The 26,218-nt window shown below is 61.0% G+C and carries 23 protein-coding genes and 2 riboswitches; of the genes, 14 read left to right on the forward strand and 9 right to left on the reverse strand.

The genetic code is table 11. The features are described 5' to 3' along the window. Positions 1-28: 28 nt before the first annotated feature. From RB216_RS12250 to RB216_RS12260, 3 genes are read right to left on the reverse strand one after another with little or no spacing between them, the layout of a single operon-like run. Entirely contained in the window at positions 29-421 is a 393-nt protein-coding gene (locus tag RB216_RS12250) for a cobalamin biosynthesis protein (protein ID WP_308908749.1), read from the reverse strand. Beyond that, positions 418-1,122, reverse strand: coding sequence for a CbtA family protein (locus RB216_RS12255; protein ID WP_305384960.1), 705 nt, complete (start codon positions 1,120-1,122; stop codon positions 418-420). The genes RB216_RS12250 and RB216_RS12255 overlap by 4 nt, the downstream gene beginning before the upstream one ends. Positions 1,123-1,133: 11 nt before the next feature. Beyond that, positions 1,134-1,322, reverse strand: coding sequence for a CbtB domain-containing protein (locus RB216_RS12260; protein ID WP_012723860.1), 189 nt, complete (start codon positions 1,320-1,322; stop codon positions 1,134-1,136). Positions 1,323-1,418: 96 nt separating this feature from the next. Next, positions 1,419-1,623, reverse strand: a riboswitch (cobalamin riboswitch). Positions 1,624-2,463: 840 nt separating this feature from the next. Then, a riboswitch (cobalamin riboswitch) is annotated at positions 2,464-2,662 on the forward strand. A gap of 93 nt (positions 2,663-2,755) precedes the next feature. Here RB216_RS12260 and cobW point away from each other — a divergent pair. From cobW to RB216_RS12280, 4 genes are all read left to right on the forward strand, one after another. Next, entirely contained in the window at positions 2,756-3,817 is a 1,062-nt protein-coding gene (cobW, locus tag RB216_RS12265) for a cobalamin biosynthesis protein CobW (RefSeq protein WP_028615878.1), read from the forward strand. A gap of 3 nt (positions 3,818-3,820) precedes the next feature. Further along, on the forward strand, positions 3,821-7,582 hold the full coding sequence (gene cobN / locus RB216_RS12270) for a cobaltochelatase subunit CobN (RefSeq protein WP_236321092.1): 3,762 nt from the start codon (positions 3,821-3,823) through the stop codon (positions 7,580-7,582). 185 nt (positions 7,583-7,767) lie between these two features. Next, entirely contained in the window at positions 7,768-8,766 is a 999-nt protein-coding gene (locus RB216_RS12275) for a magnesium chelatase ATPase subunit I (RefSeq protein WP_068937933.1), read from the forward strand. 53 nt (positions 8,767-8,819) lie between these two features. Further along, positions 8,820-9,419 carry a vWA domain-containing protein gene (locus tag RB216_RS12280; RefSeq protein ID WP_236321095.1) on the forward strand — a complete coding sequence of 200 codons (600 nt, stop codon included), beginning with the start codon at positions 8,820-8,822 and terminating at the stop codon, positions 9,417-9,419. On the opposite strand, the gene RB216_RS12285 is transcribed toward RB216_RS12280, so the two are convergent. Next, the gene (locus tag RB216_RS12285) at positions 9,416-10,363 is read right to left on the reverse strand and encodes a DUF1853 family protein (RefSeq protein ID WP_308908750.1); all 948 of its coding nucleotides are present in this window, start codon (positions 10,361-10,363) and stop codon (positions 9,416-9,418) included. The two genes, RB216_RS12280 and RB216_RS12285, sit on opposite strands and share 4 nt — an antisense overlap. A 144-nt stretch (positions 10,364-10,507) precedes the next feature. Here RB216_RS12285 and RB216_RS12290 point away from each other — a divergent pair, with 144 nt between their 5' ends. From RB216_RS12290 to pepN, 6 genes are read left to right on the forward strand one after another with little or no spacing between them, the layout of a single operon-like run. Next, a complete protein-coding gene (locus RB216_RS12290; RefSeq protein WP_038845279.1) occupies positions 10,508-11,398 on the forward strand; it encodes an NAD(+) kinase in 891 nt (296 codons plus the stop codon). Further along, complete coding sequence (locus tag RB216_RS12295) at positions 11,395-12,369, forward strand: metallophosphoesterase (RefSeq protein ID WP_372514805.1); 975 nt, start codon at positions 11,395-11,397, stop codon at positions 12,367-12,369. Before RB216_RS12290 ends, RB216_RS12295 begins: the two co-directional genes overlap by 4 nt. Then, entirely contained in the window at positions 12,366-13,235 is an 870-nt protein-coding gene (locus tag RB216_RS12300; RefSeq protein WP_308908752.1) for a rhomboid family intramembrane serine protease, read from the forward strand. The genes RB216_RS12295 and RB216_RS12300 overlap by 4 nt, the downstream gene beginning before the upstream one ends. 14 nt (positions 13,236-13,249) lie before the next feature. Continuing rightward, positions 13,250-13,510 carry a YeaC family protein gene (locus RB216_RS12305; RefSeq protein WP_016972751.1) on the forward strand — a complete coding sequence of 87 codons (261 nt, stop codon included), beginning with the start codon at positions 13,250-13,252 and terminating at the stop codon, positions 13,508-13,510. Further along, positions 13,507-14,337, forward strand: a complete 831-nt coding sequence (locus RB216_RS12310) for a DUF2797 domain-containing protein (RefSeq protein WP_308908753.1) — start codon at positions 13,507-13,509, stop codon at positions 14,335-14,337. Before RB216_RS12305 ends, RB216_RS12310 begins: the two co-directional genes overlap by 4 nt. Positions 14,338-14,350: 13 nt before the next feature. Then, positions 14,351-17,008 (forward strand): aminopeptidase N, encoded by a 2,658-nt coding sequence (pepN, locus tag RB216_RS12315; protein ID WP_308908754.1) that lies wholly within the window; start codon positions 14,351-14,353, stop codon positions 17,006-17,008. Between the two features lie 51 nt (positions 17,009-17,059). Here pepN and RB216_RS12320 read toward each other — a convergent pair whose 3' ends face one another. Further along, positions 17,060-18,106, reverse strand: coding sequence for an aldo/keto reductase (locus RB216_RS12320; protein WP_308908755.1), 1,047 nt, complete (start codon positions 18,104-18,106; stop codon positions 17,060-17,062). A 160-nt stretch (positions 18,107-18,266) separates the two neighbouring features. On the opposite strand from RB216_RS12320, the gene RB216_RS12325 reads away from it, so the two are divergent. The 4 genes from RB216_RS12325 (at position 18,267) to RB216_RS12340 (ending at position 21,155) form a co-directional block, all read left to right on the forward strand. Beyond that, entirely contained in the window at positions 18,267-18,983 is a 717-nt protein-coding gene (locus RB216_RS12325; RefSeq protein ID WP_028615888.1) for a helix-turn-helix transcriptional regulator, read from the forward strand. A 52-nt stretch (positions 18,984-19,035) separates the two neighbouring features. Continuing rightward, positions 19,036-19,371 carry a nuclear transport factor 2 family protein gene (locus RB216_RS12330; RefSeq protein WP_016979423.1) on the forward strand — a complete coding sequence of 112 codons (336 nt, stop codon included), beginning with the start codon at positions 19,036-19,038 and terminating at the stop codon, positions 19,369-19,371. 15 nt (positions 19,372-19,386) lie between these two features. After that, positions 19,387-20,490 carry a cell division protein ZapE gene (zapE, locus tag RB216_RS12335; protein WP_308908756.1) on the forward strand — a complete coding sequence of 368 codons (1,104 nt, stop codon included), beginning with the start codon at positions 19,387-19,389 and terminating at the stop codon, positions 20,488-20,490. Between the two features lie 173 nt (positions 20,491-20,663). Then, the gene (locus RB216_RS12340; protein WP_122685326.1) at positions 20,664-21,155 is read left to right on the forward strand and encodes a GNAT family N-acetyltransferase; all 492 of its coding nucleotides are present in this window, start codon (positions 20,664-20,666) and stop codon (positions 21,153-21,155) included. 102 nt (positions 21,156-21,257) lie between these two features. Here RB216_RS12340 and RB216_RS12345 read toward each other — a convergent pair whose 3' ends face one another. The 4 genes from RB216_RS12345 to RB216_RS12360 all read right to left on the reverse strand — a co-directional run bounded on the left by RB216_RS12345 (position 21,258) and on the right by RB216_RS12360 (position 26,055). Further along, positions 21,258-21,479, reverse strand: coding sequence for a hypothetical protein (locus tag RB216_RS12345; RefSeq protein WP_095015915.1), 222 nt, complete (start codon positions 21,477-21,479; stop codon positions 21,258-21,260). Between the two features lie 144 nt (positions 21,480-21,623). Next, the gene (locus RB216_RS12350; RefSeq protein ID WP_308908757.1) at positions 21,624-23,852 is read right to left on the reverse strand and encodes a TonB-dependent siderophore receptor; all 2,229 of its coding nucleotides are present in this window, start codon (positions 23,850-23,852) and stop codon (positions 21,624-21,626) included. Positions 23,853-23,966: 114 nt separating this feature from the next. After that, positions 23,967-25,715 carry a phosphoethanolamine transferase CptA gene (locus RB216_RS12355; protein ID WP_068937925.1) on the reverse strand — a complete coding sequence of 583 codons (1,749 nt, stop codon included), beginning with the start codon at positions 25,713-25,715 and terminating at the stop codon, positions 23,967-23,969. 160 nt (positions 25,716-25,875) lie between these two features. Further along, the gene (locus tag RB216_RS12360; protein WP_205032473.1) at positions 25,876-26,055 is read right to left on the reverse strand and encodes a DUF6026 family protein; all 180 of its coding nucleotides are present in this window, start codon (positions 26,053-26,055) and stop codon (positions 25,876-25,878) included. Between the last annotated feature and the right edge of the window lie 163 nt (positions 26,056-26,218).

Consider the following 26,218-nt stretch of genomic DNA (forward strand, 5'->3'; position numbering starts at 1 on the left):
ATGATCGGGAGGGGCGATTATCGGGTTTTCAGCCGGCGCACGCCAATGCAAAGGTGGCCTGGGCGGTTTTTTTGCTGGTGATCAACAGGCGGGCAGGGCCGCCGGCGAGGTGCTCGGCAAGGGCCAAGGCGGCACTTTCCGCGATGCCATAGCAGCCGGTGTGGGCGAAGGCGATCTCGGATTTGTGGCTCAGGCGATCTTCAAAGGTCGTCAGCTGCTCGGCGCTGAAACAGTGCAGCGGCAGGTTCAGCGTTTCGGCCAATGCGAGTATTCCCGGCTCGTCTTTTTTCAAATCAATACTGGCCAGCGCAGTAATCTTATCGCGCTCGATGCTGCCCTCGGCGAGGGCAGTATTAAACAGGCCCAGCAGGGTATGAACGTCACAACCCCGCTGGCACCCCAGGCCGACCACCAGGATCATGCCGAGTATTGATCATCACGGTTGCGGCGGAACAACCAGGCGCTGATCAGCCCCAAGGCCAGCCAGAAGGCGACATTGGTCAACTGTGAAGCGATCTTGAACTGCGCTTCCAGGGCCTCCGGGGCCAGCATCGAATGCACTTCCGGCTGTGGTGCGCCGATCACGTGCGGTACGGCGAGGATCGCTGCACCCAGTACTTTCAGCAGCCAGTTGCGACCAAACACGATCAAGGCGATGCCGGCAGCGGTAGACGCCGCAGTGCCGATCCACCAGGTCTGGCGCAGCGCCAGGTCGGCGGCGGCAGTGCCCGGCAGCTCAGGCGGCAGGCCCATCGTCGGTGCCAGCACGAAAGTTGCGTAACCGGCCAAACCCCACAGCAGCCCTTGGGCGGTGCGGGTTGGCGCACGCAGCGTGTAGAGACCGGCCAGCATCAGCGCAAAACCGACGGCGACCACCAGGTTGCCGCCCGTGGTGGACAGCACGCGCTGCCAGCCGTCTTCCGGCTCCCAAGCTTCGGCGTCATGGGTATGGGCGGCAGCACCTTCGGCGTGTTCGTGGGCCACTTCGGTAGCCGCCGGCGCTTTTTCAAAGGTTTCCGCCTGCAGAATCAGCGGGGCGACCCAAAAGCTTTGCAGCAGAGTCAGCAGCAGGGCGGCCGCCAGGCCGGTGAAACCTGCGGTTTGCGCGATACGCTTGATCATGTCGGCAGGTCTCAGTGGCACGGGAACGCGGCGCTGTGGCGGGTATCGTGGGCGGCGTTGTGTACGGCCTCGATGTGCGAGAAACCGGCGAAATACACCAGGCACGCGCCGAGGATCGACGCGCCGATGGCGGCGGTCAAGCGTTGGCTCAGGGTCGAGGTGCTGCTGGCGGAGTGCGAGGTGCTGCTGATGATCGACATGGCGCGTCCCTTTCAGGTGTCAGGGTGAAACGAGCGCATGAAAACCCCGCGAGCCGGGCACGCAGGGTTTAAACAGCGCCCGCCCACCGCGGGTTTGTTATCTGATTTTTTCGGGCCGGTCTCCGGGCTTGCGAGGGGCATTGCGCCTATTAAGCGTCGCCTTCCCATGCCTTGGAGGCACAGTGGATCTGACACTTCGCTCGCTTACCGTTGCGGGGGCAGCACCGGACTGGTCATATCGCTATGACGCACCGGTTTCCCGTTTCACCCTGTGAGGGGCACCCGAAACAAGATGTGTAGGAGAGCATGGGGGTGGGAGGGGAGTCAATTGGGTTGTTGGGGGCATATCCATTGTTTAGGTAACGGCGGCTTATGGTTCCGCTCTTACAGCGGGTCACTTTTGGAAAGGCCCAAAAGTAACCAAAAGGCCTTCGCCCCAACACTCGGCACCTCGCCTAGGCTCGGTGTGCCCTCACTCCGGCTTGAATCCGTGGGCCGCCGCGATGGGCCATCCTTGGCCCAGCGCGGCTAACCCGGCGTCCTGCCGGGTTACCCACGGATTCAAGCCTGCGTTCGGCCAGCGTGTTTAACGGGGCGCCTCAGATCAAGATCAAGAGCGACTCGCTTCGCATCGTAGATACGCGGTCCCTGTAGGAGCCGGCTTGCCGGCGAAAAACGTGATACCGCCGCGTTTTGTCTGATTCCCCGCGTCATCGTTGAAGACCATCGCCGGCAAGCCGGCTCCTACAGGACCGCGTTTGATTTTGCTTTTGCTTCACACCACTCAAGCCGGCTGTCAGGCCGCTGTGCTCTTGCTTTTGATTTTGATCTTAGGCGCCCCGTCAAACACGCTGGCCGGAATTCGGCAGGGATTTGGGGGGTAAACCGGCAGGGATGCCGGTTTAGCCGCCCCGCGCCATGGATGGCGCGTGGCGGCGGCCCCCCAAATCACTGTCGGATTACGGGCACACCGAGCGTGAGCGAGGTGCCGAGTGTTGGGGCAAGAGCCCTTTGGTTACTTTGGGGCTTTTCCAAAGTGACCCGCCGTAAGGGCGGAACCAATACCCGCCATCACCCAAATAACGGATATGTACACCAACACCAACCCAAACCCCATCATTGACCATCCCCCAAGCACTGCGTAGCCTTGCACCCTCGAGGTTCTTCGGCCCAGGCCGAAGCTAAGAAGGGAACGCGGTCCAAGCCGCGGCTGCCCCCGCAACTGTAAAGGGTTCAGCTGACTGCCACGCCACTGCCGAAAGGCGGGAAGGCGCAGCCAGCGCCGGTCGCAAGACCCGCAAGCCCCAAGCCAGGAGACCTGCCTCGCAACCGATTTTCTACTTCAACCGGGCGGGGTGATCCGGTGACGAAATCCGCTGCTGCGCACCGTCGCAGGGCCTATCGTCCCGTATGCCCGCCCCCAAGGGCATCCGATGAAAACACTGGCCAAACTCCCCGTCACCATCGTTACCGGCTTCCTCGGCTCAGGCAAAACCACCTTGCTGCGCCACATGCTCGACAACGCCCAGGGCCGTCGCATTGCCGTGATCGTCAACGAATTCGGCGAGCTGGGTATCGACGGTGAAATCCTCAAGCAGTGCTCCATCGGCTGCACCGAAGAAGAAGCCAACGGCCGCGTCTACGAGCTGGCCAACGGCTGCCTGTGCTGCACCGTGCAGGAAGAGTTCTTCCCAGTGATGCGCGAATTGGTGGCCCGCCGCGGGGACCTCGACCACATTCTCATCGAAACCTCCGGCCTGGCCCTGCCAAAACCGCTGGTCCAAGCCTTCCAATGGCCGGAAATCCGCAGCGCCTGCACCGTTGACGCGGTGATCACCGTGGTCGACAGCCCGGCTGTGGCCGCCGGCACCTTCGCCGCCTTTCCGGACCAAGTGGATGCGCAGCGCAAGCTCGACCCGAACCTGGACCACGAATCACCCCTGCACGAGCTGTTCGCCGACCAACTGGCCAGCGCTGACCTGGTAATCCTCAACAAGACCGACCTGATCAGCCCTGAAGACCTGGCCCGCGTGCGCCTTGAAGTCGCGGAAGAACTGCCACCTGCGGTGAAGATCATCGAGGCCAGCAGCGGTCGCCTGCCGCTGGACGTGCTGATCGGCCTGGGTGCCGGCTCCGAAGAACACATCGACGGTCGCCACAGCCATCACGATCATCATCACGAAGGTGAAGACGATCACGATCACGACGCCTTCGATTCCATCTCCATCGACCTGCCGCAAGCCGACGAAGCGCTGCTGCTCGACGCCCTGACCCAGTTGGTGGTGCAACACGGCATCCTGCGTGTAAAAGGCTTCGCCGCAATCCCGAACAAGCCGATGCGCCTGCTGATCCAGGGCGTGGGCACGCGTTTCGACAAGCACTTCGACCGTGCCTGGAGCGCTGACGAGCCGCGTATTACGCGCCTGGTGCTGATCGGTCAGGACCTCGATGCGGCCGGCCTTGAAGCGCAACTGCGCGCCGCCCTCAGCGTTTAACCCATGCACCTGCTCAGGACCCAGCCCGGTGGTTTCGTCTCGGACGACAATATTGCCGACCTTGGCCAGACCCCCGCTGACCTGGTGATCCTGTGCAGCGGCGATTCCAGCCTGGCGCTGCTGGCCGAGGCGGCGCAGCAGTTACCCGACGATTACCCCAGCTTTCGCCTGGCCAACCCGATGCAGGTGCAGAACCACGCCTCGGTCGACCTCTACGTCGATGAAGTGCTGCGCCACGCCAAGGTCATCCTGATCTCGCTGCATGGCGGTATCGGTTATTGGCGTTACGGCATCGAGCGCCTGGTGGAGTTGGCCGAAAGGGGCGTGCAGCTGATCCTGGTGCCGGGGGATGATCGCCCGGACCCGGAACTCAGCGGGTTGAGCACCGTCGGCGCCGAAGCGCGTGATCGCCTCTGGCACTTCCTGCGCCAGGGCGGCCTAGGCAATGCGCTGGATTTTTATCGCTGCCTGGCCAGTGCCTACCTGGGCCGTGACTACGCCTGGGCGGAGCCGCAGACCCTGCCGCGCACGGCGATTTATCATCCGCGCCACGCTAACGCCCGCCTGAATGATTGGCAGGCCGACTGGAATGCCGAGTGGCCGGTGGCGGCGGTGCTGTTCTACCGCTCCCATTTGCAGGCGGCCAATACCGGCTTTATCGATGTGTTCTGCCAGCGCTTGCAAGCGGCGGGCCTCAACCCGTTGCCGATGGCGGTGGCCAGTTTAAAAGAGCCCGGCTGCCTGGCGGTGGTCGAGGACCTGCTGGACGAGGTGGGCGCGGCGGTAATCCTCAACACCACCGGCTTCGCCCAATCCAGCCCGGAAGCGCCGCATTTGCGCCCGTTTCGCCGCAATATCCCGGTGATCCAGGCGATCTGCGCCCAGGACAACCAGCCCGGCTGGGAAGCCAGCGAGCAAGGCCTCGGCCCCCGGGACCTGGCGATGCACATTGCCCTGCCAGAGTTGGACGGACGCATCATCAGCCGGCCGATCAGCTTCAAGGACCTGGCCTGGCGCAGCGAACGCAGCCAGTCGGATGTGGTGTGCTATCGAGCGGCGCCGGAACGCATGGATTTTGTCGCAGAATTGGCGCGACGCTGGGTCGAACTGGCGCGGGTGCCGAATGCCGACAAACGCATTGCGCTGATCCTTGCCAACTACCCGACCCGCGATGGGCGTATCGGCAATGGTGTCGGCCTGGATACGCCGGCGGCGGCGCTGAATATCCTGCGTGCGTTGCACGTCGAAGGCTATCCGGTGCCGGATGCACTGCCGGAAAGCGGCACGGCACTGATCCACGATTTGCTCGGCGGCATCACTAACGACCTGGACAGCCTCGACCTTCGCCCCTGTCATCAAAGCCTGGGCCTGGATGACTACGAGGCGATGTTCAGCCGCTTGCCCGAGGCCAATCGCCAGGCGGTGCTGGCGCGCTGGGGCACGCCCCATAACGATCCGATGTTCCGCGATGGCCGCATGATGATCGCCGGGCTGCGCCTGGGCCTGACCTTTGTCGGTATCCAACCGGCGCGGGGTTATCAGGTGGACGCCAGCGCGGTTTACCATGATCCGGACCTGGTGCCGCCCCACGGCTACCTGGCGTTCTATTTCTGGCTGCGCCACACCTATGGCGCCCATGGCGTGATTCATGTGGGCAAGCACGGCAACCTTGAATGGTTGCCGGGCAAGGGTGTCGGCCTGTCGGAAAGCTGCTGGCCCGATGCGCTGTTGGGGCCGCTGCCGAATATCTACCCGTTTATCGTCAACGATCCGGGCGAGGGCGCCCAGGCCAAGCGACGTACCCAGGCGGTGATCATCGATCACCTGATGCCGCCGCTGACCCGTGCTGAAACCTACGGCCCGCTGCGTAACCTTGAACTGCTGGCGGACGAGTATTACGAAGCGCAACTGCTTGATCCGCGCCGGGCCCTGGAGTTGCAGAAAGACATCCTCAAACTGGTGCGCGAAACCCGCATCGACCAAGAACTTGAGCTGGAGAGCGACGCTGACGCTGCCGTGTGGTTGCCGCGCCTGGACACTTACCTGTGCGACTTGAAGGAGTCGCAGATCCGCGATGGCCTGCACATCTTTGGTGAGTCGCCCGCAGGCCGCTTGCGTATCGACACGCTGCTGGCCTTGTTGCGTATCCCGCGTGGCGATGGGCGTGGCCCACAGTCGAGCCTGCTGCGTGTATTGGCCAAGGCTTTCGACTTGGGCTTTGATCCGTTGGACTGTGCCCTGGCCGAACCTTGGACGGGGCGCCGACCTCTGGTATTGCAGAAGATCGACGCGCAATTGTGGCGCACCGCTGGCGATACCCGCGAACGCCTGGAGCTTTATGCCGCACGGCTGATCGAGCAGGCGCTCGAAGGCCCGCTTGAACAGTTGGAAGAGCCCGGTTGGGAAGAGGTGAAGGCGGTTATCGAAAGCCTGCGCATCGTAGTGGCGCCGCGCCTTGACGCCTGTGGTCCCGCGGAAATGCGCGGATTGCTGGATGCCCTCAGCGGCCGGTTTGTACCGGCGGGCCCGAGTGGTGCACCGAGTCGCGGGCGTTTGGATGTGTTGCCAACGGGGCGCAACTTCTTCACCGTCGACGTGCGCAACCTGCCGACCACCACGGCCTGGCGCATCGGCTTCCAATCCGCCAACCTGATTCTTGAGCGGCATTTACAGGACCACGGCGACCACCTGCGCCAGCTCGGCCTGTCGGTGTGGGGCACTGCCACCATGCGCACCGGCGGCGACGATATCGCCCAGGCCATGGCACTGATGGGCGTGCGCCCGGTGTGGGCGACCGGCAGCCAGCGGGTGGACGATTTCGAGATCCTGCCGATCAGCCTGTTGGATCGCCCGCGCGTAGACGTGACCTTGCGTGTGTCGGGTTTTTTCCGCGATGCCTTCGCCAATTTGATCCGCCTGTTCGACGCCGCGGTGCAGGCCGTGGCGGCGCTGGATGAGCCGGACGACATGAACCCGCTGGCCGCCAAGGTGCGTAGTGAGCGTGAGGCGCTGCTCATGTCGGGCCTGGACGAAGAGGCGGCGGCGAAACAAGCCGGTTGGCGCATCTTCGGCGCCAAGCCCGGCGCCTATGGCGCGGGCGTGCAGGGCGCGGTCGACGGTCGCCTGTGGCAAAGTCGTGAAGACCTGGCCGAGGTTTACTTGAACTGGGGCGGCTACGCCTATGGCGGTTCCGACGAAGGCACCGCCGCCCGCGCGCAGTTTGCCCAGCGTTTGAGCCAGGTGCAGGCGGTGTTGCAAAACCAGGACAACCGCGAGCACGACTTGCTTGATTCCAACGATTACTACCAATTCCACGGCGGCATGCTCGCCGCCGTGGAAACCCTGAGCGGCGACAAGGCGGCCAGCTATCATGGCGACCACAGCCAGCCCGACCTGCCTAAGATCCGCACCCTGAAGGAAGAGCTGAACCGGGTGATCCGTTCCCGCGCCGCCAACCCCAAGTGGATCGAAGGCGTGAAGCGCCATGGCTATAAAGGTGCCTTCGAGATGGCGGCAACCGTGGATAACCTGTTCGCCTTCGACGCCACCACGGCGCTGATTGACGATCACCAATATGCCCTGTTGGCCGATGCTTATTTGCTCGACCCCGACACCCGCGCCTTTGTGCAGCAACACAACCCCGATGCGCTGCGTGACATGACCGAGCGCATGCTCGAAGCGCAGCAGCGTGGCATGTGGCAGGAACCGGGGGCGTACCGCGAGGCGTTGGAAAACTTGTTGCTGGATATCGAAGAGGATGGCTGAAGGCAAGCTTGTTGTGGTGAGCGGGCTTGCCCGCGCTGGGCTGCGAAGCGGCCCCAAAACCGGACACCGCATTTTGCCAGGAAGAATCCGCTTAGCTTTATTGGGGCTGCTACACAGCCCAGCGCGGGGCAAGCCCGCTCACTACAGTGAGGTTGCTTGTGCCGCAGAATTTGAAGAGGGATCGTATGACTGATATTCCCCATTTCCCGCTGTCCGCCGTAGTCGGCGCCGATGACCTGAAACTGGCGCTGTGCCTGACCGCCATCGACCCGAAGATCGGCGGTGTGCTGATCGAAGGCCCGCGCGGCATGGCCAAGTCGACTTTGGCGCGTGGTTTGGCGGACCTGCTGGCCAGTGGTCAATTCGTGACTTTGCCCCTGGGCGCGACTGAAGAGCGCCTTGTCGGCACGCTGGACCTGGATGCTGCATTGGGCGAGGGCCGGGCGCAGTTTTCGCCCGGCGTATTGGCCAAGGCGGATGGCGGCGTGCTGTACGTCGATGAAGTCAACCTGCTGCCCGATCATTTGGTGGATTTGCTGCTGGACGTGGCCGCCAGCGGCACCAATCTGATCGAGCGCGACGGCATTTCCCATCGCCATTCGGCGCGGTTTGTGCTGATCGGCACCATGAACCCGGAGGAGGGCGAGTTGCGTCCGCAACTGCTCGACCGTTTCGGTTTCAACGTGGCGTTGAGCGGGCAGACCTTGCCGGCCGAGCGTGGGCAGATTATTCGTCGGCGCCTGGATTTCGACAGCGACCCGGCGGCGTTCTGCGCGCAATGGAAAGCGTCGCAGGCGGCCTTGCGCGAACGCTGCACTCAGGCGCGGGCACAGTTGGATACTATCGCGCTGGACGACGAGGCGCTGGCAAGGATCACTGAACGGTGCTTCGCGGCGGGCGTCGACGGTTTGCGTGCGGACTTGGTCTGGTTGCGCGGCGCTCGGGCCCATGCCGCCTGGCGTGGCGCCAGTGCGATAGCCGAGGAAGATATCGAAGCGGTGGCCGAGTTTGCCCTGCGCCATCGTCGCCAGGAACAAGCCCCATCGTCCAACCCGCCAAGTGAAGGGCAGTCGCCCAAATCTTCCGACGCTTCGCCAGGCCAAGGCCAGTGGGGCGACATGCCCGCTCCGGCCCTGCCCACGGGGGCGCGCCGGGAAGTCCCCACCTGGCCAAAAAAGTCCTAGGCATTCGCCCCCGACCTGACACGGGGGCGGATGCCCGCCCCAAGGCAGGGCGACTGGACAGCGGCAGGTACGGTAAGGCGCGCAGCGCGAAACAAGGCTCGATCAACTGGCCGGGTACCTTGCTCAGTGGTCGCCCGCAAACCCGTGAAGATTTGCGCTTTCACCTGCGCAGCCGTTCGGCCCATGAGCTGTGGCTGGTGATCGTCGATGCGTCGGCATCCACCCGGCGGCACCGTGCGCTTACCGATGCCAAGGGTTTGTTGGCGCAATTGTTTGATGACGCCTACCGCCAGCGGGCGCGGATGGCGTTGTTGACGGCCAGCGGGCACTCGCCTAAATGGCAGGTACAGGGGTTGAAGGCGGCGAAGGGCTTGGCGGACTGGCTGGATCAATTGGGCGCGGGCGGTGGTACGCCGTTGCTCGCGGCGTTGACCGAGGCCGGGGCGTGGTTGACGCTGCGCCGCAAGCGGTATCCGGCTGAACAACAGCGGCTGCTGGTGATCACTGACGGGCGACTCAAGGACATCGCCGGGTTGCCGTTGCTGGAGTGTCCGGGGGTGTTGGTGGATATCGAGCGCGGGCCGATCAGGTTGGGTCGGGCTCGGGAGTTGGCGGTGGGGTTGCAGCTGGACTATCGGCATATTGACGATTAGCCATTGCCCGGCACGTTGGGCCAAAGGTCCGCCACCAGGAACAACCGCTCGGCTTCTTCCCAATCCTGATCGACTTGAACCATCCGCACCAGCAATTGTGCAGGCGCCATGGGATCCAGCTGCGCCAGCCAGCCCCTCATCTGTTCTTCACTCCAGACTTCATCCGCCGGGTAATGCGCCGGCGCCAACCACGCATGCCTGGGCAGGGGCTGCCAGCGGCCGGGCGGACTTTGGCTGACAAACGCTGGCCAATCACGCTGATGCAACCAGCGCCCACGTAAATGCTGTGGATGGGCACCCATGGGGGCTTGGGCCTCGCCAGGCCAGGGGTACAACAGATAGCCGCCCAGCCACAAATGCGCATCGAAATGCTGGATATCCAGCGCCGCCAGCGCCTCTCGGCTTTCCGCCCGCTTAGAAATCGGCAGCTGATGCTGGGCCAGATGCGCCAGCTTGCGGTCCAGCCGGTCGTGGCAGCCCGGCCCCAACCATTGATCCGTGTCCTGGCCATTGCCGTCCTGCGGGCCGAGATAGAGTTTGATCGCCAGTTCCAGGTGATGCACGCCGTCACGGTCGCGCAGCAGCATGTCCAGCTCGCCGAGGGTATGCCCGGCCCGGCGGATTGGCAGATTGGCGGCCAACAATTCCACGCCCGGCGCATGCTGTACGGCGAACTGCCACAGGCGCTCGTAATACAGGCCCAGGCGCCGGGTGCGTGACTGGTTCAGCCACTGCTGCAAGGCGCTGCTGTCCTGATCGAGCTGGCGCAGCCAGTGCTCCAGCAGATGAGGCGCTTGCACCCAATCGCTGCCGGTCAGCGGATGGCGTTGCGGCCACGGCGTTTGCGCCAGCATCGGCGGGGCGAGCATCACCCACGCCAGGTCGCGCACTTCGGGGTGGCGCAGCTGGCGGGGCAGGTTGTGCAGATCCGGGAACACAGTCATGGTCCGAGCATAGCCTTTTAAGTGCCGGGCAGGTGGCTGAGAACCATTGTCATCAAGGCTTCACGGCGACAAAGGATTTTGCCTGGGGCGGCCTTTCGCCCATAATCCTTCTTTTTGCCACACCCCACATCCCGCAGGAGCCCCATGGAGCAATTTCGCAATATCGGCATTATCGGTCGCCTGGGCAGTACCCAGGTGTTGGACACCGTCCGCCGGCTGAAAAAATTCCTGCTGGACCGCCACCTGCATGTGATCCTCGAAGACACCATCGCCGAAATCCTTCCTGGCCACGGCCTGCAGACCTCATCACGCAAGATGCTCGGTGAAGTGTGTGACATGGTGATTGTGGTCGGCGGCGACGGCAGCCTGCTCGGCGCAGCCCGAGCCTTGGCGCGGCATAACGTGCCGGTGCTGGGGATCAACCGTGGCAGCCTGGGTTTTCTCACCGATATCCGCCCGGATGAGCTGGAAGTCGAAGTGGCCAAGGTGCTCGACGGCCATTACCTGGTGGAGAACCGCTTCCTGCTGCAAGCCGAAGTGCGCCGCCACGGCGAAGCCATCGGCCAGGGCGACGCCCTGAATGACGTGGTGCTGCACCCCGGCAAGTCCACGCGTATGATCGAGTTCGAACTCTATATCGACGGCCAGTTCGTGTGCAGCCAGAAGGCTGACGGCCTGATTGTAGCCACGCCCACCGGCTCCACCGCCTATGCGTTGTCGGCGGGTGGCCCGATCATGCATCCCAAGCTGGATGCCATTGTGATCGTGCCGATGTACCCCCATATGTTGTCGAGCAGGCCGATTGTGGTCGACGGCAACAGTGAGCTGAAAATCGTGGTGTCCAAAGACATGCAAATCTACCCGCAGGTGTCGTGTGACGGGCAGAACCATTTCACCTGCGCCCCCGGTGACACTATCACCGTGAGCAAAAAGGCACAGAAGTTGCGGTTGATCCACCCGCTGGACCACAACTACTACGAAGTGTGCCGCACCAAGCTGGGCTGGGGCAGCCGCTTGGGGGGTGGAGGCGACTGATGCTCGATCCCGCGCGTAGCTACGACCTGATTGGTGACGTGCACGGTTGCGCTCATACCCTTGAGCACTTGCTCGACCAGTTGGGCTATCACAAGATCGGCGGTGTTTGGCGGCACCCATCGCGCATGGCGGTGTTCCTCGGCGATATCATCGACCGTGGCCCACGCATCCGCGAGGCGTTGCACATCGTCCACGACATGACCGAAGCCGGCCAGGCGCTGTGCATCATGGGTAACCATGAGTTCAACGCACTGGGCTGGACCACGCCCGCGCCGCCCGGCAGTGGCAAACAGTTTGTGCGCGAGCACAACCCACGGCATGCGCGGTTGATCCACGAGACACTGGCGCAATTCGAACACCACCCGGCCGACTGGCACGACTTCCTCGGCTGGTTCTATGACATGCCGCTGTTTGTCGATGCCGGGCGCTTTCGCGTAGTGCATGCCTGCTGGGATGACGGCTTTATCGATCCGCTGCGCGCCACTTTCCCGGACGGCTGCATCGACCAGCATTTCCTGCAGGCCGCCGCCGTGCCGGGCAGTTTTGCCTGCAACGCCTTCGACCGACTGTTGCGCGGCACTGATATGCGCCTGCCGGATGGCCTCACGCTGACCGGTGGCGATGGCCTGACGCGCTCGTTCTTCCGCACCAAGTTCTGGGAGGACGATCCCAAGACCTACGGCGACATCGTGTTCCAGCCCGACGCCTTGCCGGAGCCAGTGGCGCGTACGCCCTTGTCGTCCACCGAAAAGAATTCCCTGCTGCGCTACGGCATCGACGAACCGTTGTTGTTCGTCGGGCACTACTGGCGCAGCGGCAAACCAGCGCCGATCCGCGAGAACCTGGCGTGCCTGGACTACAGCGCCGTGCTGTACGGCAAGCTGGTGGCTTATCGCCTGGATCAGGAAACCCGCCTGGATCCGAGTAAATTCGTATGGGTCGACGTAGAGCGCCCCGAGGTTATCAAATGAGTGCTGTGGCGGTATTACGCCTGCCCTTGAGCGTCGACCTGGGCGGCTTTGTCCTGTTGCTGCAACGCATGCAAGTGCCCCATCGTGTCAGCGAAGAGGCGGGTGAGCAGGTGTTGTGGGTGCCGGAAACCATCAGTGACGACGTGCGTGTGCTGTATCAACGCTTTCCTGCGGGTGACCCGGACCAGCAACTGGATATTCCCGAGCAGGCGCCGATCAAGCGCCCTGGGTTTCTCCAGCAGCTGCGGCACAGCCCGTTAACCGCGTTGGTGCTGCTGGCAAGTATCATTGTGGGCGCCGTGACCTTGCTCGGTGAAAACCTGCAAGTCATGAGTTGGCTGACGTTCCTGCAGTTCCGCATCGTCGGCGAATACATCCAGTTCACACCGCTGGCCGACAGCCTGGCGGCGGGGCAGTGGTGGCGCCTGGTCACGCCGATGCTGATCCACTTCGGTATCCTGCACTTGGCCATGAACGGCATGTGGTACTGGGAACTGGGCCGGCGCATCGAAGCGCGCCAGGGCAGCATTAACTTGCTGGGCCTGACGCTGTTGTTCAGCCTGGTGTCGAACTACGCTCAATACGTTTTTGGCGGCCCTGGCCTGTTCGGTGGGTTGTCCGGTGTGCTGTACGGCCTGCTCGGGCATTGCTGGATTTTTCAATTACTGTCGCCTAATCCGTCCTATCGCCTGCCCCGTGGGGTGCTGGTGATGATGCTGGTGTGGCTGCTGCTCTGCCTGTCGGGGCTGGTCTCGATGATCGGTTTCGGCGAAATCGCCAATGCTGCCCATGTCGGCGGCCTGGTTATCGGTTGCCTGACGGGTTTGCTGGGTGGGCTGTACAGCCGCCGCAAAGCCTCTCTTTGATAAGGAAGAGCCTTATGTCCTCTTTTGCTGAAATGATCGAAAACATCACCCCGGACATCTACGAGAGCCTCAAGCTTGCCGTGGAAATCGGCAAGTGGTCCGATGGCCGCAAGCTCACTGCCGAACAGCGCGAGCTGTCCCTGCAAGCGGTGATCGCCTGGGAAATCCAGAACCTGCCGGAAGACCAGCGCACCGGTTACATGGGCCCGCAGGAATGCGCATCCAAGTCCGCGCCAGTACCGAATATTCTGTTCAAGTCGGATGCGATCCATTGATTGAAATTGGTCGCGGTGCAGTCAGCAAGATGTCGGCGCAACTCGGTGAGCCGACCGTTCAATACGCGTTTCGACTGGGTGATGTCGAGGTGCCGGTCAACCCGTTGATTGGTACACACGTACGCCTGGAATACCTCGGTGCCATCCATTGCAGCCATTGCGGCCGCAAGACCAAGACCAGCTTCAGCCAGGGTTACTGCTACCCGTGCATGACCAAGCTGGCCCAGTGTGACCTGTGCATCATGAGCCCCGAGCGTTGCCATTACGACGCCGGCACCTGCCGCGATCCGGGCTGGGGTGAAAAGTTCTGTATGACCGACCATGTGGTGTACCTGGCGAATTCGTCGGGGATCAAGGTCGGCATCACCCGCGCCACCCAGTTGCCGACGCGCTGGCTGGACCAGGGCGCGAGTCAGGCGCTGCCGATCATGCGCGTGGCGACCCGCCAGCAATCCGGCTTCGTCGAGGACCTGTTCCGCAGTCAGGTAGCCGATAAAACCAACTGGCGCGCGCTGCTCAAAGGCGACGCCCAAGCCGTCGACCTCAAGCAGGTGCGCGATGAGCTGTTCGCCTCCTGCGCCGAAGGCTTGCTCGGTTTGCAGGAACGCTTTGGCCTGCAGGCCATCCAACCGGTAACCGACATCGAACCGATCGAAATCCGCTACCCGGTCGAGCAGTATCCGACCAAGATCGTCAGCTTCAACCTGGACAAGAATCCGATTGCCGAAGGCACGCTGCTGGGGATCAAAGGCCAATACCTGATCTTCGACACCGGCGTTATCAACATTCGTAAGTACACGGCCTACCAGCTCGCCGTGCATCAGTAGAAGGATGCCACCCATGCGCACCGAACAACCGAAGATGATCTACCTGAAGGACTATCAGGCGCCGGACTACCTGATCGAAGAAACGCACCTGACCTTCGAGTTGTTCGAGGACCACAGTCTGGTCCACGCGCAACTGGTGATGCGCCGCAACCCTGAGCGCGGCGCGGGCTTGCCGCCATTGGTGCTGGACGGCCAGCAACTGGAGCTGCTGAGCGTGAACCTTGCCGATCAGGAATTGACGGCAGATGACTACCAACTGACCGACAGCCACCTGACGGTACAGCCGAAGAGTGCGACCTTTACCTTGGATACCACGGTAAAAATCCACCCGGAAACCAACACCGCCCTGGAAGGCCTGTACAAGTCCGGCAGCATGTTCTGCACCCAGTGCGAAGCTGAAGGCTTCCGCAAGATCACCTATTACCTCGACCGCCCGGACGTGATGAGCACCTTCACCACCACGGTGATCGCCGAGCAGCATCGCTACCCGATCCTGTTGTCCAACGGCAACCCGATTGCCAGCGGCCCCGGTGAAGACGGTCGCCACTGGGCGACCTGGGAAGACCCGTTCAAGAAGCCGGCGTACCTGTTTGCCCTGGTGGCGGGTGACTTGTGGTGTGTCGAAGACACCTTCACCACCATGACCAACCGCGAGGTCGCGCTGCGCATCTACGTCGAGCCGGAAAACATCGACAAGTGCCAGCACGCCATGACCAGCCTGAAAAAATCCATGCGTTGGGACGAAGAAACCTACGGTCGCGAGTACGACCTCGACATCTTCATGATCGTGGCGGTGAACGACTTCAACATGGGCGCCATGGAAAACAAGGGCCTCAACATCTTCAACTCCAGTGCCGTGCTGGCCCGCGCCGAAACCGCTACCGACGCCGCGCACCAGCGGGTTGAGGCGATCGTCGCTCACGAATACTTCCACAACTGGTCGGGCAACCGCGTGACCTGCCGCGACTGGTTCCAGCTGTCGCTCAAGGAAGGCTTCACCGTTTACCGTGACTCGCAATTTTCCGCCGACATGAACTCGGCCACGGTCAAACGCATCCAGGACGTGGCGTACCTGCGTACCCACCAGTTCGCCGAAGATGCCGGCCCGATGGCCCACGCGGTGCGTCCGGACAGCTTTATCGAGATTTCCAACTTCTACACCCTGACCGTGTACGAAAAGGGCTCGGAAGTCGTGGGCATGATTCACACGTTGCTCGGTGCCGAAGGCTTCCGCAAAGGCAGTGACCTGTACTTCGAACGCCACGACGGCCAGGCCGTGACCTGTGATGACTTCATCAAGGCCATGGAAGACGCGAACGGCGCTGATCTGACGCAGTTCAAGCGCTGGTACAGCCAGGCTGGTACGCCCCGTCTGGCGGTGAGCGAGTCCTACGACGCGACGGCAAAAACCTACAGCCTGACCTTCCGCCAGAGCTGCCCGGAAACCCCGGACAAGGTGGAAAAACTGCCGTTCGTGATCCCGGTGGAACTGGGCTTGCTGGACGGGAAGGGCGCCGCTATCGCCTTGCGCCTGGCCGGGGAAGCGGCTGTCGGTGCCACGTCTCGCGTGATCTCGGTGACTGAAGCCGAGCAGACCTTTACCTTCATTGATATCCCCGAGCAGCCACTGCCTTCGCTGCTGCGCGGTTTCTCGGCACCGGTGAAATTGAGCTTCCCGTACAACCGCGATCAACTGATGTTCCTGATGCAGCACGACAGCGATGGTTTCAATCGCTGGGATGCCGGTCAGCAGTTGTCGGTGCAGGTGTTGCAGGAACTCATCGCCCAGCATCAGCAGGGCCAGGCGTTGCACATGGATCAGCGTTTGATCACCGCGCTGCGCAGCGTGTTGAGCGACGAACGCTTGGACCAGGCGATGGTGGCGGAGATGCTGTCGTTGCCGGGTGAAGCCTATCTTACGGAAATCAGCGAGGTTGCGGATGTGGATGCCATCCACGCTGCCCGTGAGTTTGCTCGCAAACAACTGTCGGAGAATCTGCACGAAGCACTGTGGTTGCGCTATCAGGCCAATCGCGAGCTGTCCAAGCAGACGCCTTATGTGGCTGCGGCCGAGCACTTTGCCCGTCGCGCGTTGCAGAACATCGCGCTTTCGTACCTGATGCTCAGTGGCAAGCCGCAAGTGCTGGCGGCGACCATCGAACAGTTCGACACCGCCGACAACATGACCGAGCGCCTGACCGCGCTGGCGGTGCTGGTGAATTCGCCGTTCGACGCCGAAAAGGCCAAGGCCCTGGCGGTATTTGCCGAGAACTTCAAGGACAACCCGCTGGTCATGGACCAGTGGTTCAGCGTACAGGCTGGCAGCACCTTGCCGGGCGGGCTGGAGCGCGTGAAGGCGTTGATGGAGCACCCGGCGTTCACGATGAAGAACCCGAACAAGGTGCGTGCGTTGATTGGCGCCTTTGCCGGGCAGAACTTGATCAACTTCCACGCGGCGGACGGTTCGGGCTATCGCTTCCTGGCGGATCTGGTGATCGAGCTGAATGGCTTCAACCCACAGATCGCTTCGCGCCAATTGGCACCGTTGACCCGCTGGCGCAAATACGACAGCGCGCGCCAGGCACTGATGAAGGCGGAGTTGGAGCGCATTCGGGCGTCGGGTGAGCTGTCGAGCGATGTGTTCGAGGTGGTCAGCAAGAGCCTGGCTTAAGCGGGATCGCTGAATAAAAAACGGCCTGTTCGACAGGCCGTTTTTTTTGCCTCAGATAACCGGCGGGCGAGGGGTGTCCAGGCCGATATCGATGGGGAAACGCTCGGCGATGATGCCGTGCGGCACACCCAGCGGTATAGCGCTGGCGTTGTCGAGACGGGTGACTTGCTCGGTTGACAACTGCACATTCAATGCGCCTAAGGTGCTGTCCAGTTGGGCGCGTGTGCGCGAACCCAGGATCGGGATCAGTGCGGTGGTGGAGCGGCGAGCCTTTTCCCGTAGCCAGGCGATGGCAACGTGGGTTGGGGAGGCATCCACTTCGGCGGCGACCGCCAGCAGAGTGTCCAGCACGGCGGTTTCGCGGGCGCTGTGCTCGGCGTGCACCAGGATACCGAGCTTGTTGGCGCGGTTGTCGTCCTGGGTGTTGCGGTACTTGCCGGTCAGGAAGCCACCGCCGAGGGGCGACCACAGTGTGGCAGCCAGGCCCAGGGCTTCGGCCATCGGCAGCAGTTCACGGTCGGCGGTGCGCTCGACCAGGCTGTATTCCACCTGGATGCCGATGATCGGCGCGAAGTTGCGCACTTCAGCCAGCAGGTCGGCACGGGCGATGCGCCAGGCGGGGAAGTTGGAAAGGCCGGCGTAGTGGATCTTTCCAGCGCGAACCAGGTCATCGAGGCCGCGCAGGATCTCTTCCATGGGCGTGACGTTGTCGCTCATGTGCGCCCAGAGCAGGTCGATGCGGTCGGTATTCAAGCGCTTGAGGCTTTCTTCCACTGAGCGGACCAGATTCTTGCGGTTGTTGCCGAGCCGGATCGTGCCTTCATCGGACGGTTGGCTGCGCAGTGTGTATTTGCTGGCGACCACCAGGTTGTCACGCTCGGAGGCGATGAATTCCCCCAGTAGCTTTTCCGACTGGCCGAACTGGTAGCCGTTGGCGGTATCCAGGAAATTGCCACCGGCTTCGAGGTAACCATCGAAAATCTGTTTGGACTCATCACGCTCGGCACCATGGCCCCAGCCCGTGCCGAAATTGGCAGTACCCAACGCCAGTTCAGATACCTGCAGGCCGCTGCGGCGGCCAAAGACTTTATTGCGCATACAAGGACTCCTGAGGCAGTGATTTTCTTACATGTTTAGCAACATGTATTTAATATGATCGCGATAATTTATTCGGTCAAGGGCCTTTTTTACTGCTGACGTTTTCTGACAGGGGGCTCTGCTAAGCTGCGGCACTTTTCCTTTTTTGGCGGGGCTTCCCGTGTCGCGTACCACTCGTCTATTGACGTTGCTCCAGGCCTTGCGGGGCAAGAAACGCCCGGTGACTGCTGCCGTGCTGGCAGCACAGTTGGAAGTGTCCGAGCGCACGCTTTACCGTGATATTGCGGAATTAACAGCGCTGGGTGCGCCGATTTTCGGCGAGGCAGGGGTTGGGTATGTGTTGCGCAGCGGGTTGTTTCTGCCGCCCTTGATGCTGAACGCCGAGGAAACCGAAGCCATTGTGCTTGGCTTGCGCTACGTGGATCAGCGCGGTGATGACGTGCTCAGCCGCGCCGCCGCCAACGCCCTGGCAAAAATCGCCGACGTGCTCGACCCAGCCGCTCAGGAAGCCCTGCGCAACCCCACGGTGTTGCCCGGTCCGCCGGGTTTCGGTTACCCGGAGAACCGTGTGCCGTTGAACGTGTTTCGCGAGGCCATTCGCAACCAGGCCAAGTTGCATATCGATTACGCGGACGCCAGCCAGACCCAAAGCGAACGCCTGATCTGGCCCCTGGCCCTGGGGTTCCTGAATGAAGTGCGGGTGATCGTCGCTTGGTGTGAGCTGCGTGGCGCGTATCGCACCTTTCGTACCGACCGTGTGGCGAGTGCCGAGGCCCATGGCGAGCGTTATCCGGGGCGGCGCAGTGACTGGCTGCGCGGCTGGCGCAAGCTGATGGAGCAGAATGAGTCCGGGCCATTCACTCCTGACAAAAACTGACACAACCCTGGCTTAGCATGGCGTCATAAATCACCAAGAAAGGAGCTGTGCCATGTCTATTCCTGAGTTGGCGCCGGCCATCGTGGCCTATCTCGAAGCCGCCAATGCCCGTGACACTTCGGCTGTCGCCCACTGTTTTGCCGATGACGCCAATGTGTTCGACGAGGGGCAGCATCAAGTCGGTACCGCCGCCATCGCGCGCTGGATGGAAGACACCGCGCGCCGCTACCAGCCGCGGGTCGAAGTGCTCAAGGTGCAACACCGCACGGGTAAGGTGCTGGTCAGCAATGTGGTGTCCGGCAATTTTCCCGGAAGCCCCTTGGAGTTGCGCTACACCTTTCGCTTGAACGAGCAGGGCAAGATTTCACGGCTGGATATTTCCCTGTAGGTCATACTGGCGAGCATGACTTTCGACTCGCCCCTCGCTGCCTACCAACACGCCATCGCTCAACAAGGCTTCGTGGCCGACGACGCCCAGCGTCGCGCGGTGGAAGCATTGCAAGCCTGCCATGAAGCCTTGCACCACGGTCGTGCGCCCAGCATGGGCGTCTATCTGTGGGGGCCGGTGGGCCGTGGCAAAACCTGGCTGATGGATCAGTTCTATCAAAGCCTGCAGGTGCCTGCGCGCCGCCAGCATTTTCATCACTTCATGGGCTGGGTGCATCAACGCCTGTTTCAACTGACCGGCACGCAGGATCCTTTGCAGGCGCTTGCGCGGGAATTGAGCCGTGAGGTACGGGTGCTGTGCTTTGACGAGCTATTCGTCAATGACATTGGTGACGCAATCATCCTGGGGCGTTTGTTTCAGGTGATGTTCGAGGAAGGCGTGGTGATGGTCTGCACCTCCAACCAACCGCCAGACCAGCTTTATGCCGATGGCTTCAACCGCGAGCGGTTCCTACCGGGGATTGCGGCGATACAACAGCATATGCAAGTGATTGCGGTGGATGGGGGAGAGGACCACCGTCTGCATCCGGGTATCGGTATCCAACGCTATTGGGTCAATCAGCCCTGCGCGTTGGCCGGTGTGTTCAAGCAATTGGCCGAAGGCCAGCCAGTGCGCAGTGGGCCTGTCGCAGTGGGACATCGCTCCATTGTCGCGGTGCAATCCAGTGATACCGTGCTGTGGTGTCGTTATGCGGATCTGTGCGAGCAGCCCTTGGCAGCCATGGATTTCATGCTGATCTGCGATCGCTTCAAGGCGATCCTGCTGGACGAAGTGCCTAACCTCAGCGCACAAAAACGCCCCGGCCGGATTGCCCGGGGCACCGAAGACGGCGCACAGCGCGTGGCGGCGGGTGATCGCGAATTGCCCCAATTGTCGGTGCACGATGACAGCGTGCGGCGGTTTATCGCGCTGGTGGACGAGTGCTACGACCGTAAAGTGCCGCTGTTCATCGAGGCGCAGGTCCCGCTCGATTGCCTCTATACCGAGGGTTACCTGGAGTTCCCCTTCCGTCGTACTTTGAGCCGCCTGCAAGAAATGCAATTGCAGCGTTTTGCCTGAGGCGTGTGCGACGAAACCCCTGGAATGGGCAGTCCCGCCTTTTCTAGCGGCATAATTTCAGCGTTTTCAAACGCCTATTGGCAGTTAATCTCCTTCAGTTGGCGGTGCTTCCACGCTTACAATCATGCCCTTAGAGGGAACCGAATCCCTTGTTGCCGTTATCGAGGAAGGAAATGGACACCCCTGACATCCTGGTGCTGCAAGCCAGCTACACCAATGCCGTGCATGCCGAAGCCATTGCGCTGTTACTCAATCATTACGCCAAGGATCCCATGGGGGGCGGGCACAGCCTGGATCCGGATTTGCTGGCGCAGTTGCCAGCAGAATTGGCCAAGCGTGCGCATGCGTTCAGCGTATTGGCGTTTGTGAGCGGAGAGCCGGCCGGGCTGGTGAATTGTTTTGAAGGATTTTCCACATTTGCCTGCCGTCCGCTGGTCAACGTCCACGACGTGGTGGTAAAGGACACGTTTCGGGGGCTTGGGCTCAGCCAGAAAATGTTGCAGAAAGTCGAGGAGATTGCCCGTCAGCGCGGCTGCTGCAAAATCACCCTGGAGGTGCTGGAAGGCAATGCGGTGGCTCAGTCGGCCTATCGCAAGTTCGGTTTTGATGATTTGATATTTGATCCAACCCACGGACGCATGTTGTTCTGGAGCAAACCGCTTTAATAAATAACAGGCAAAAAAAGGGCGCCATTAATTAAATGGCGCCAAGTTCACCTTAGCCATAGGAGCAGGATGGTAAAGGGCAGTGCGGTTAAATCAGTTGAATCAAGTGTTCGGTTGTTGCTCAGCGGTGGATTGACCGGCCGCCTCTTTCTTCACGTTCTTCCCATCAGCCTGCGCGGTTTGTTCAGCCGTGCCGTGAGTCTTTTGCTGCATGAACGTGAAGTTGTTGTAGAACTCCTTCGAACGCTCGGAACCGCCTTCGGCAAAGGCTGCGGCGGAGGTCAGGGTCATCAGGCTGGCAAGCACCAGAGTGGAGAGTTTCATGGCAATATTCCCATTAAGAGTGATCGGTATCCGCTCTGTCCTTGATCAGATTCATGGGGCGAGTTTGGCGTGAGTTTATTAAGTAGGAATTAACGCGAAAAAACCCCGAAGTTAACAATTTCGTTAACTTCGGGTTAAAAAGCCTTACAGCTTCCAGTCCAATGCCAGCGTGATCGAACGCGGGTCGCCCCAATACACGCCGTTATAGAAACCGACGCGTTCGTAATATTTTTTATCAAATAGATTGTTGACGTTAAGTGATGCCGAAACATGTTCGTCGAACTGGTAGCGCGACATCAGGTTGACCACGGTGTAGGCCTGCTGGGTGATCTTGGTCGCAGTGGTGATGAGGTCACCGTCCTGATTGCGGCCACCCGTTGGACGCCCGGCAAATGCGTAGAAGTCGCTTTGCCAATTGACTGCGCCTCCCACCGTCAACCCGCGCCATTCACCGGGCAAGCGATAGGCTGTCGACATCTTCAGCAGGTTCATCGGCTGATCGGTGTTGTTTCGTTGCTTATCGCCGTTGAGCGAGTGGGTGTAGGTGTAGCCTGCGGTAAGATTCCAGTCGGGCATCACTTCGCCTGACACCTCGACCTCAAAGCCCTGGACCTTGTTGCCTTTGCCACCGGACTTGTAGAACTGCTCGCGGGTGACCGGGTCGGGTGGGGCGGCATTGTCGAGTTCGGCGACGTTATCCTGGGTGCTCCAAAAGTACGCGGCGGCCAAGTTCAATCGCTCGTTCAGCAGGCTGCCCTTGAGGCCGATTTCGTAGTTGCTGCCCACCACCGGTTCCAGGTATTTCTTGCTGGCGTCGCGTTCGTCCTGCGGGTTGAAAATATCGGTGTAGCTGGCATACACCGTGTATTGCGGCGTCAGGTCGTAGAGTAGCCCGGCGTAGGGCGTCCACATGTCGTTGTGGGTCTGGCGGGTTTTGGGTTGGGGGATGCGCTGGTAATTGGCGTCGTAGTCAACAGGGGTACTTTCGATTTCCCAACTGCCATACCGGCTGCCCAATATCGCGTGCAGCTTGTCGGTCAGGCTCAGTCGAGTGGCCAGGTACCCGGCTTTTTGTTGTTTGCTTGAGTGTGGACCCTTGAGCCCGGTGGTCCGGTCCGGGAACTTAACGATACCGCCCATGTGTTGCCAGTCAGGGATGGTTTCGTAGCCTTCGGGTGTGCTGTAACGCTGGTAGGGCGATGAATCCCTCTGCTCCGACTCCCCATACCCGACCATCAATTCATGCTCGCGGCCCAGTAGTGTGTAGGCGCCAGCGAGGTTGAAGTCCACGGCATCCATCTTCGATGTGCCGACCATCTGGTTGGTCCAGGCGGTCATGCCGCTGCCGTCCGGATTCGGGAAACCCGCGCCGCCGTAATAGACCTTGCCATCAGTATCGCTTTGTCGGTGGGTGTAGGCGGCTTTCAGGCGCCAGTCCTCGGACAGTTTGTGATCGAGCGAGGCAAAGGTGGTCTTGTCCTTCAGCGGCCAGGAACTCCAGTCAGTGGCCATATTGGCGGAGCGCGACAAGCGAGCCTTGCCGCCAGCGCTGTTCCAATAGGGCAGTGTGCCCCATGAGGTGCCCTGCACATGTTTGTTCTGATAGTCGAAGCCTACGGCGACCACGGTATCGTCTGTCAGGTCGGCCTCGAGAATGCCGTAGCCGACTTCCCTTTGCAGGGCGTAATTATCGCGAAAGGATTGGCTGTCGCGGTAAGCCATCACCGTGCGTCCGCGCAGGCGTCCGTCAAATGCCAGCGGGCCGCCCACATCCAGATAGCTGTAGTAGTTGTCATGGCTGGCACCGCTCACGCCGGTCTTGGCTTGCCACTGTGACGTCGGGCGCTTGCGGATCATGTTGACCGTGGCCGAGGGATCGCCCGCACCCGTGGTCAGGCCGGTCGCACCGCGCACCACTTCGATACGGTCGTAGATGATGGTGTCGGAGTCGGACTTCATGCGCCCAAAGGTATTGAGCATGCCATCCACCTGGAAATTGTTGATGGAGTAGCCGCGCGACGAGTAGCCGGCGCGGTCCGAATCCAGGTGTTGGACCGTCACCCCGGTGGTCTGGCGCAGAGCATCGGTGAGTGTATTGAGATTGAAATCATCCATCTGCTGGCGAGTGATCACCGAGATCGATTGCGGGGTGTCCTTGACCGACAGGTTCAACCGGGTGGCGGTGCTCATGGAGCTGGTGGTGTAGGCCCCGGTGTGCTCGGTGGTGGCACCCAGGCCTTCAGCGGTGATGCTGGTGGCGCCGAGTTCGAGGGCTTTGTTTTCGGGGTCGGTTTCAGCCAGTAGATCCGGGCTCACGACCACACTGAAGAGGCCGAGGGTGAACGTCATGGAACGGGTGAAGGGCGCGAACATCGCGGAAGACTCCTTGTCGTCTTTGCAGCCTTCTCAGTAAGAGAAGGCCTTGGCTCAAAGACGAAAGGAGGCGAGGAACTTTAGGGCTAAACGAGAATGATTGTTATCTTTCTGTTACAAGGGCTCTTGAAGTACCACTTCGGTGGTGTTCTTTTTCGGTTTGATCAGGCTGAAGTCGATCAGGCCTTTCTGTTGACGCTCGTAGGGGTTGCCGATCATCAAGGGGCGAGGCTTGAAGCTGTCGCTGACCAGGCTCTTGCTACGGTCCCACTCATCAAAACTCAGGCCCGCCAGGTCGGCCCAGGTGTGGATCAGTTGGGAGCTGCTGTACGGGCGCTGCAGGTCGCCGGCAAAACTCCAATCGTGGGTTTCGCGCCATTTGGGGGAGGCATAGGCCATGAACGGGATGGTGTACATCGGCGCCGTCGGCTTGCCTTCGTTGCGTCCCAAGGTGCTGTGGCCGGCGGAGTCGAAGACGTCTTCGCCATGGTCCGACAGGTACAACAGGAAACCATTGGGGTCGGTCTTGGCGTAGTCCTTGATCAGGCTAGACACCACAAAGTCGTTGTACAGCACCGCATTGTCGTAGCTGTTGTAGGTCGGCAACTGCGCATCGCTGACGCCTTCAGGTACGCCTTGGCGATCAGTGAATTTGTCGAAGGTCGGCGGATAGCGGTACTGGTAGCTCATGTGAGTGCCCAAGAGGTGCACCACGATGAACTTGCGTTCGGTGGGATCAGCCAGCGCCTTGGAGAAGGGGGCAAGCACGTCACCGTCGTACTGGCGTGCGTTCTGGTTGCGGTTGTTGTTCAGGTACACCTGCTCGTCGGCCTGTTCGGAAAAGGTCGTGAGCATGGTGTTGCGTTTGGTCATGGTCTGCTGGTTGGTGATCCAGTAGGTCTTGTAGCCGGCCTGCTTCATCACGCTGACAATCGACGGGGTCTTGAGGTACAGATCCGGATTTTCTTCGTCGGCGAAGGTCAGCACCTGTTGCAACGCTTCGATGGTGTAGGGGCGTGGAGTGATGACGTTGTCGAACACAGCCAGTTGGTCGCGCAGCTTGTCCAGTTCGGGCGTGGTGTTGCGCGGGTAGCCGTAGAGGCTCATGCGCTGGCGGTTGGTGGATTCGCCGATCACCAATACCAATGTAGATGGCTGGCCGGCCATGCTGTCCTTGAGGTTTTTCAGGGGCGGGATCTGGCTGGCACTGGTGAGCATGCCTTGCATGTTGTCCAGTTGTTCGGTGTAGCGGCGATAGGCAACAATCATCTGCCATGGCACAGCAGGCTCGATGCGGGTTTCGAAACGATCGATGGCCTGTTCCATGTTGTCGCTGGTGGCGATCTGCTTGACCAGCGGATAACCCACCACAGCCAGCACGATGGCCGCCGCAGCCAGCATCGACTGACCGCGAGGCAGATAGACCGGGCGCAAACGGGTCCAGAGGAATACAGCGAAGGCGGTGTGAGCGATGAACGCCAGCACGATCCACCAGGCAAAATACTGAGTGGCGTATTCACCGGCTTCCGAGATGTTCGACTCGAACATGATGAAGATGACGCTTTGGGAAAATTCCTGCTGGTAGATGAAGAAATAACCCAGGCTGGCCATGGAACACGCCCACAATACGACGCCGATCAGCGCGGCGAGCAGGCGTGTACGGCGCGGGAACAGCAACATGGGCGCCAGCCACAGGGCGCTCATGAAGAAGGCTTGGCGAAAGCCACTGAAACCGGAGGTCCCGGTCAGTTGGATCAGCAGTTGGGTAATACCCGAGAAGTACCAGAAGAACAGAAACAGCCAACCAAGACCGGCCCAATCAAAGCCTTTCGCAGACGTAGTGCTGCGTTTGAACATCGCCATCCAGCGCTCCAACCCGATAATTTTTCAGTTGACGCGCAGAGGTGCACGCAACAGAGGCCGCCCTTGCATGGGGCGGCCCTTCGGGCGGGAGTATCGGGAGGTGCATGTGAAAACTTTGTGAGATTTTCGTAGCCGTTATCTTACAAAGTGATGACCGGGCTTAGCAGAGGGCAGGCTGGGCGCTGGAAGGCTGGTCCAACTGAGCCTGGATGATATGCGAACGCAGGCGCAGGACTTCCTGCTGCAACTGTTCGCGTTCGTCTTTCAACTGGCGCAACTCGTCGCGTCGGATGGAGACGTAGAGGGTCTGTGGAGGACGGGTCATCTGTGCAGTGCTCATTGCTTACCTCGCAAATAGCCGGTGTGTCGCGGTGTGCCAGAACGCTTGAGTCGAGGTTCTCGGCAGCAGTCAGGGTAATTCTGAATTCTTTTTGCGAGCAATGGAACTTTTTTATTTTTGATGGTCGTGTGACTTTTTGTACCGTGATGCTCAATTGATGGCT

Origin of the sequence: Pseudomonas canadensis (assembly GCF_030980095.1) — a bacterium.
GTDB lineage: Bacteria > Pseudomonadota > Gammaproteobacteria > Pseudomonadales > Pseudomonadaceae > Aquipseudomonas > Aquipseudomonas canadensis.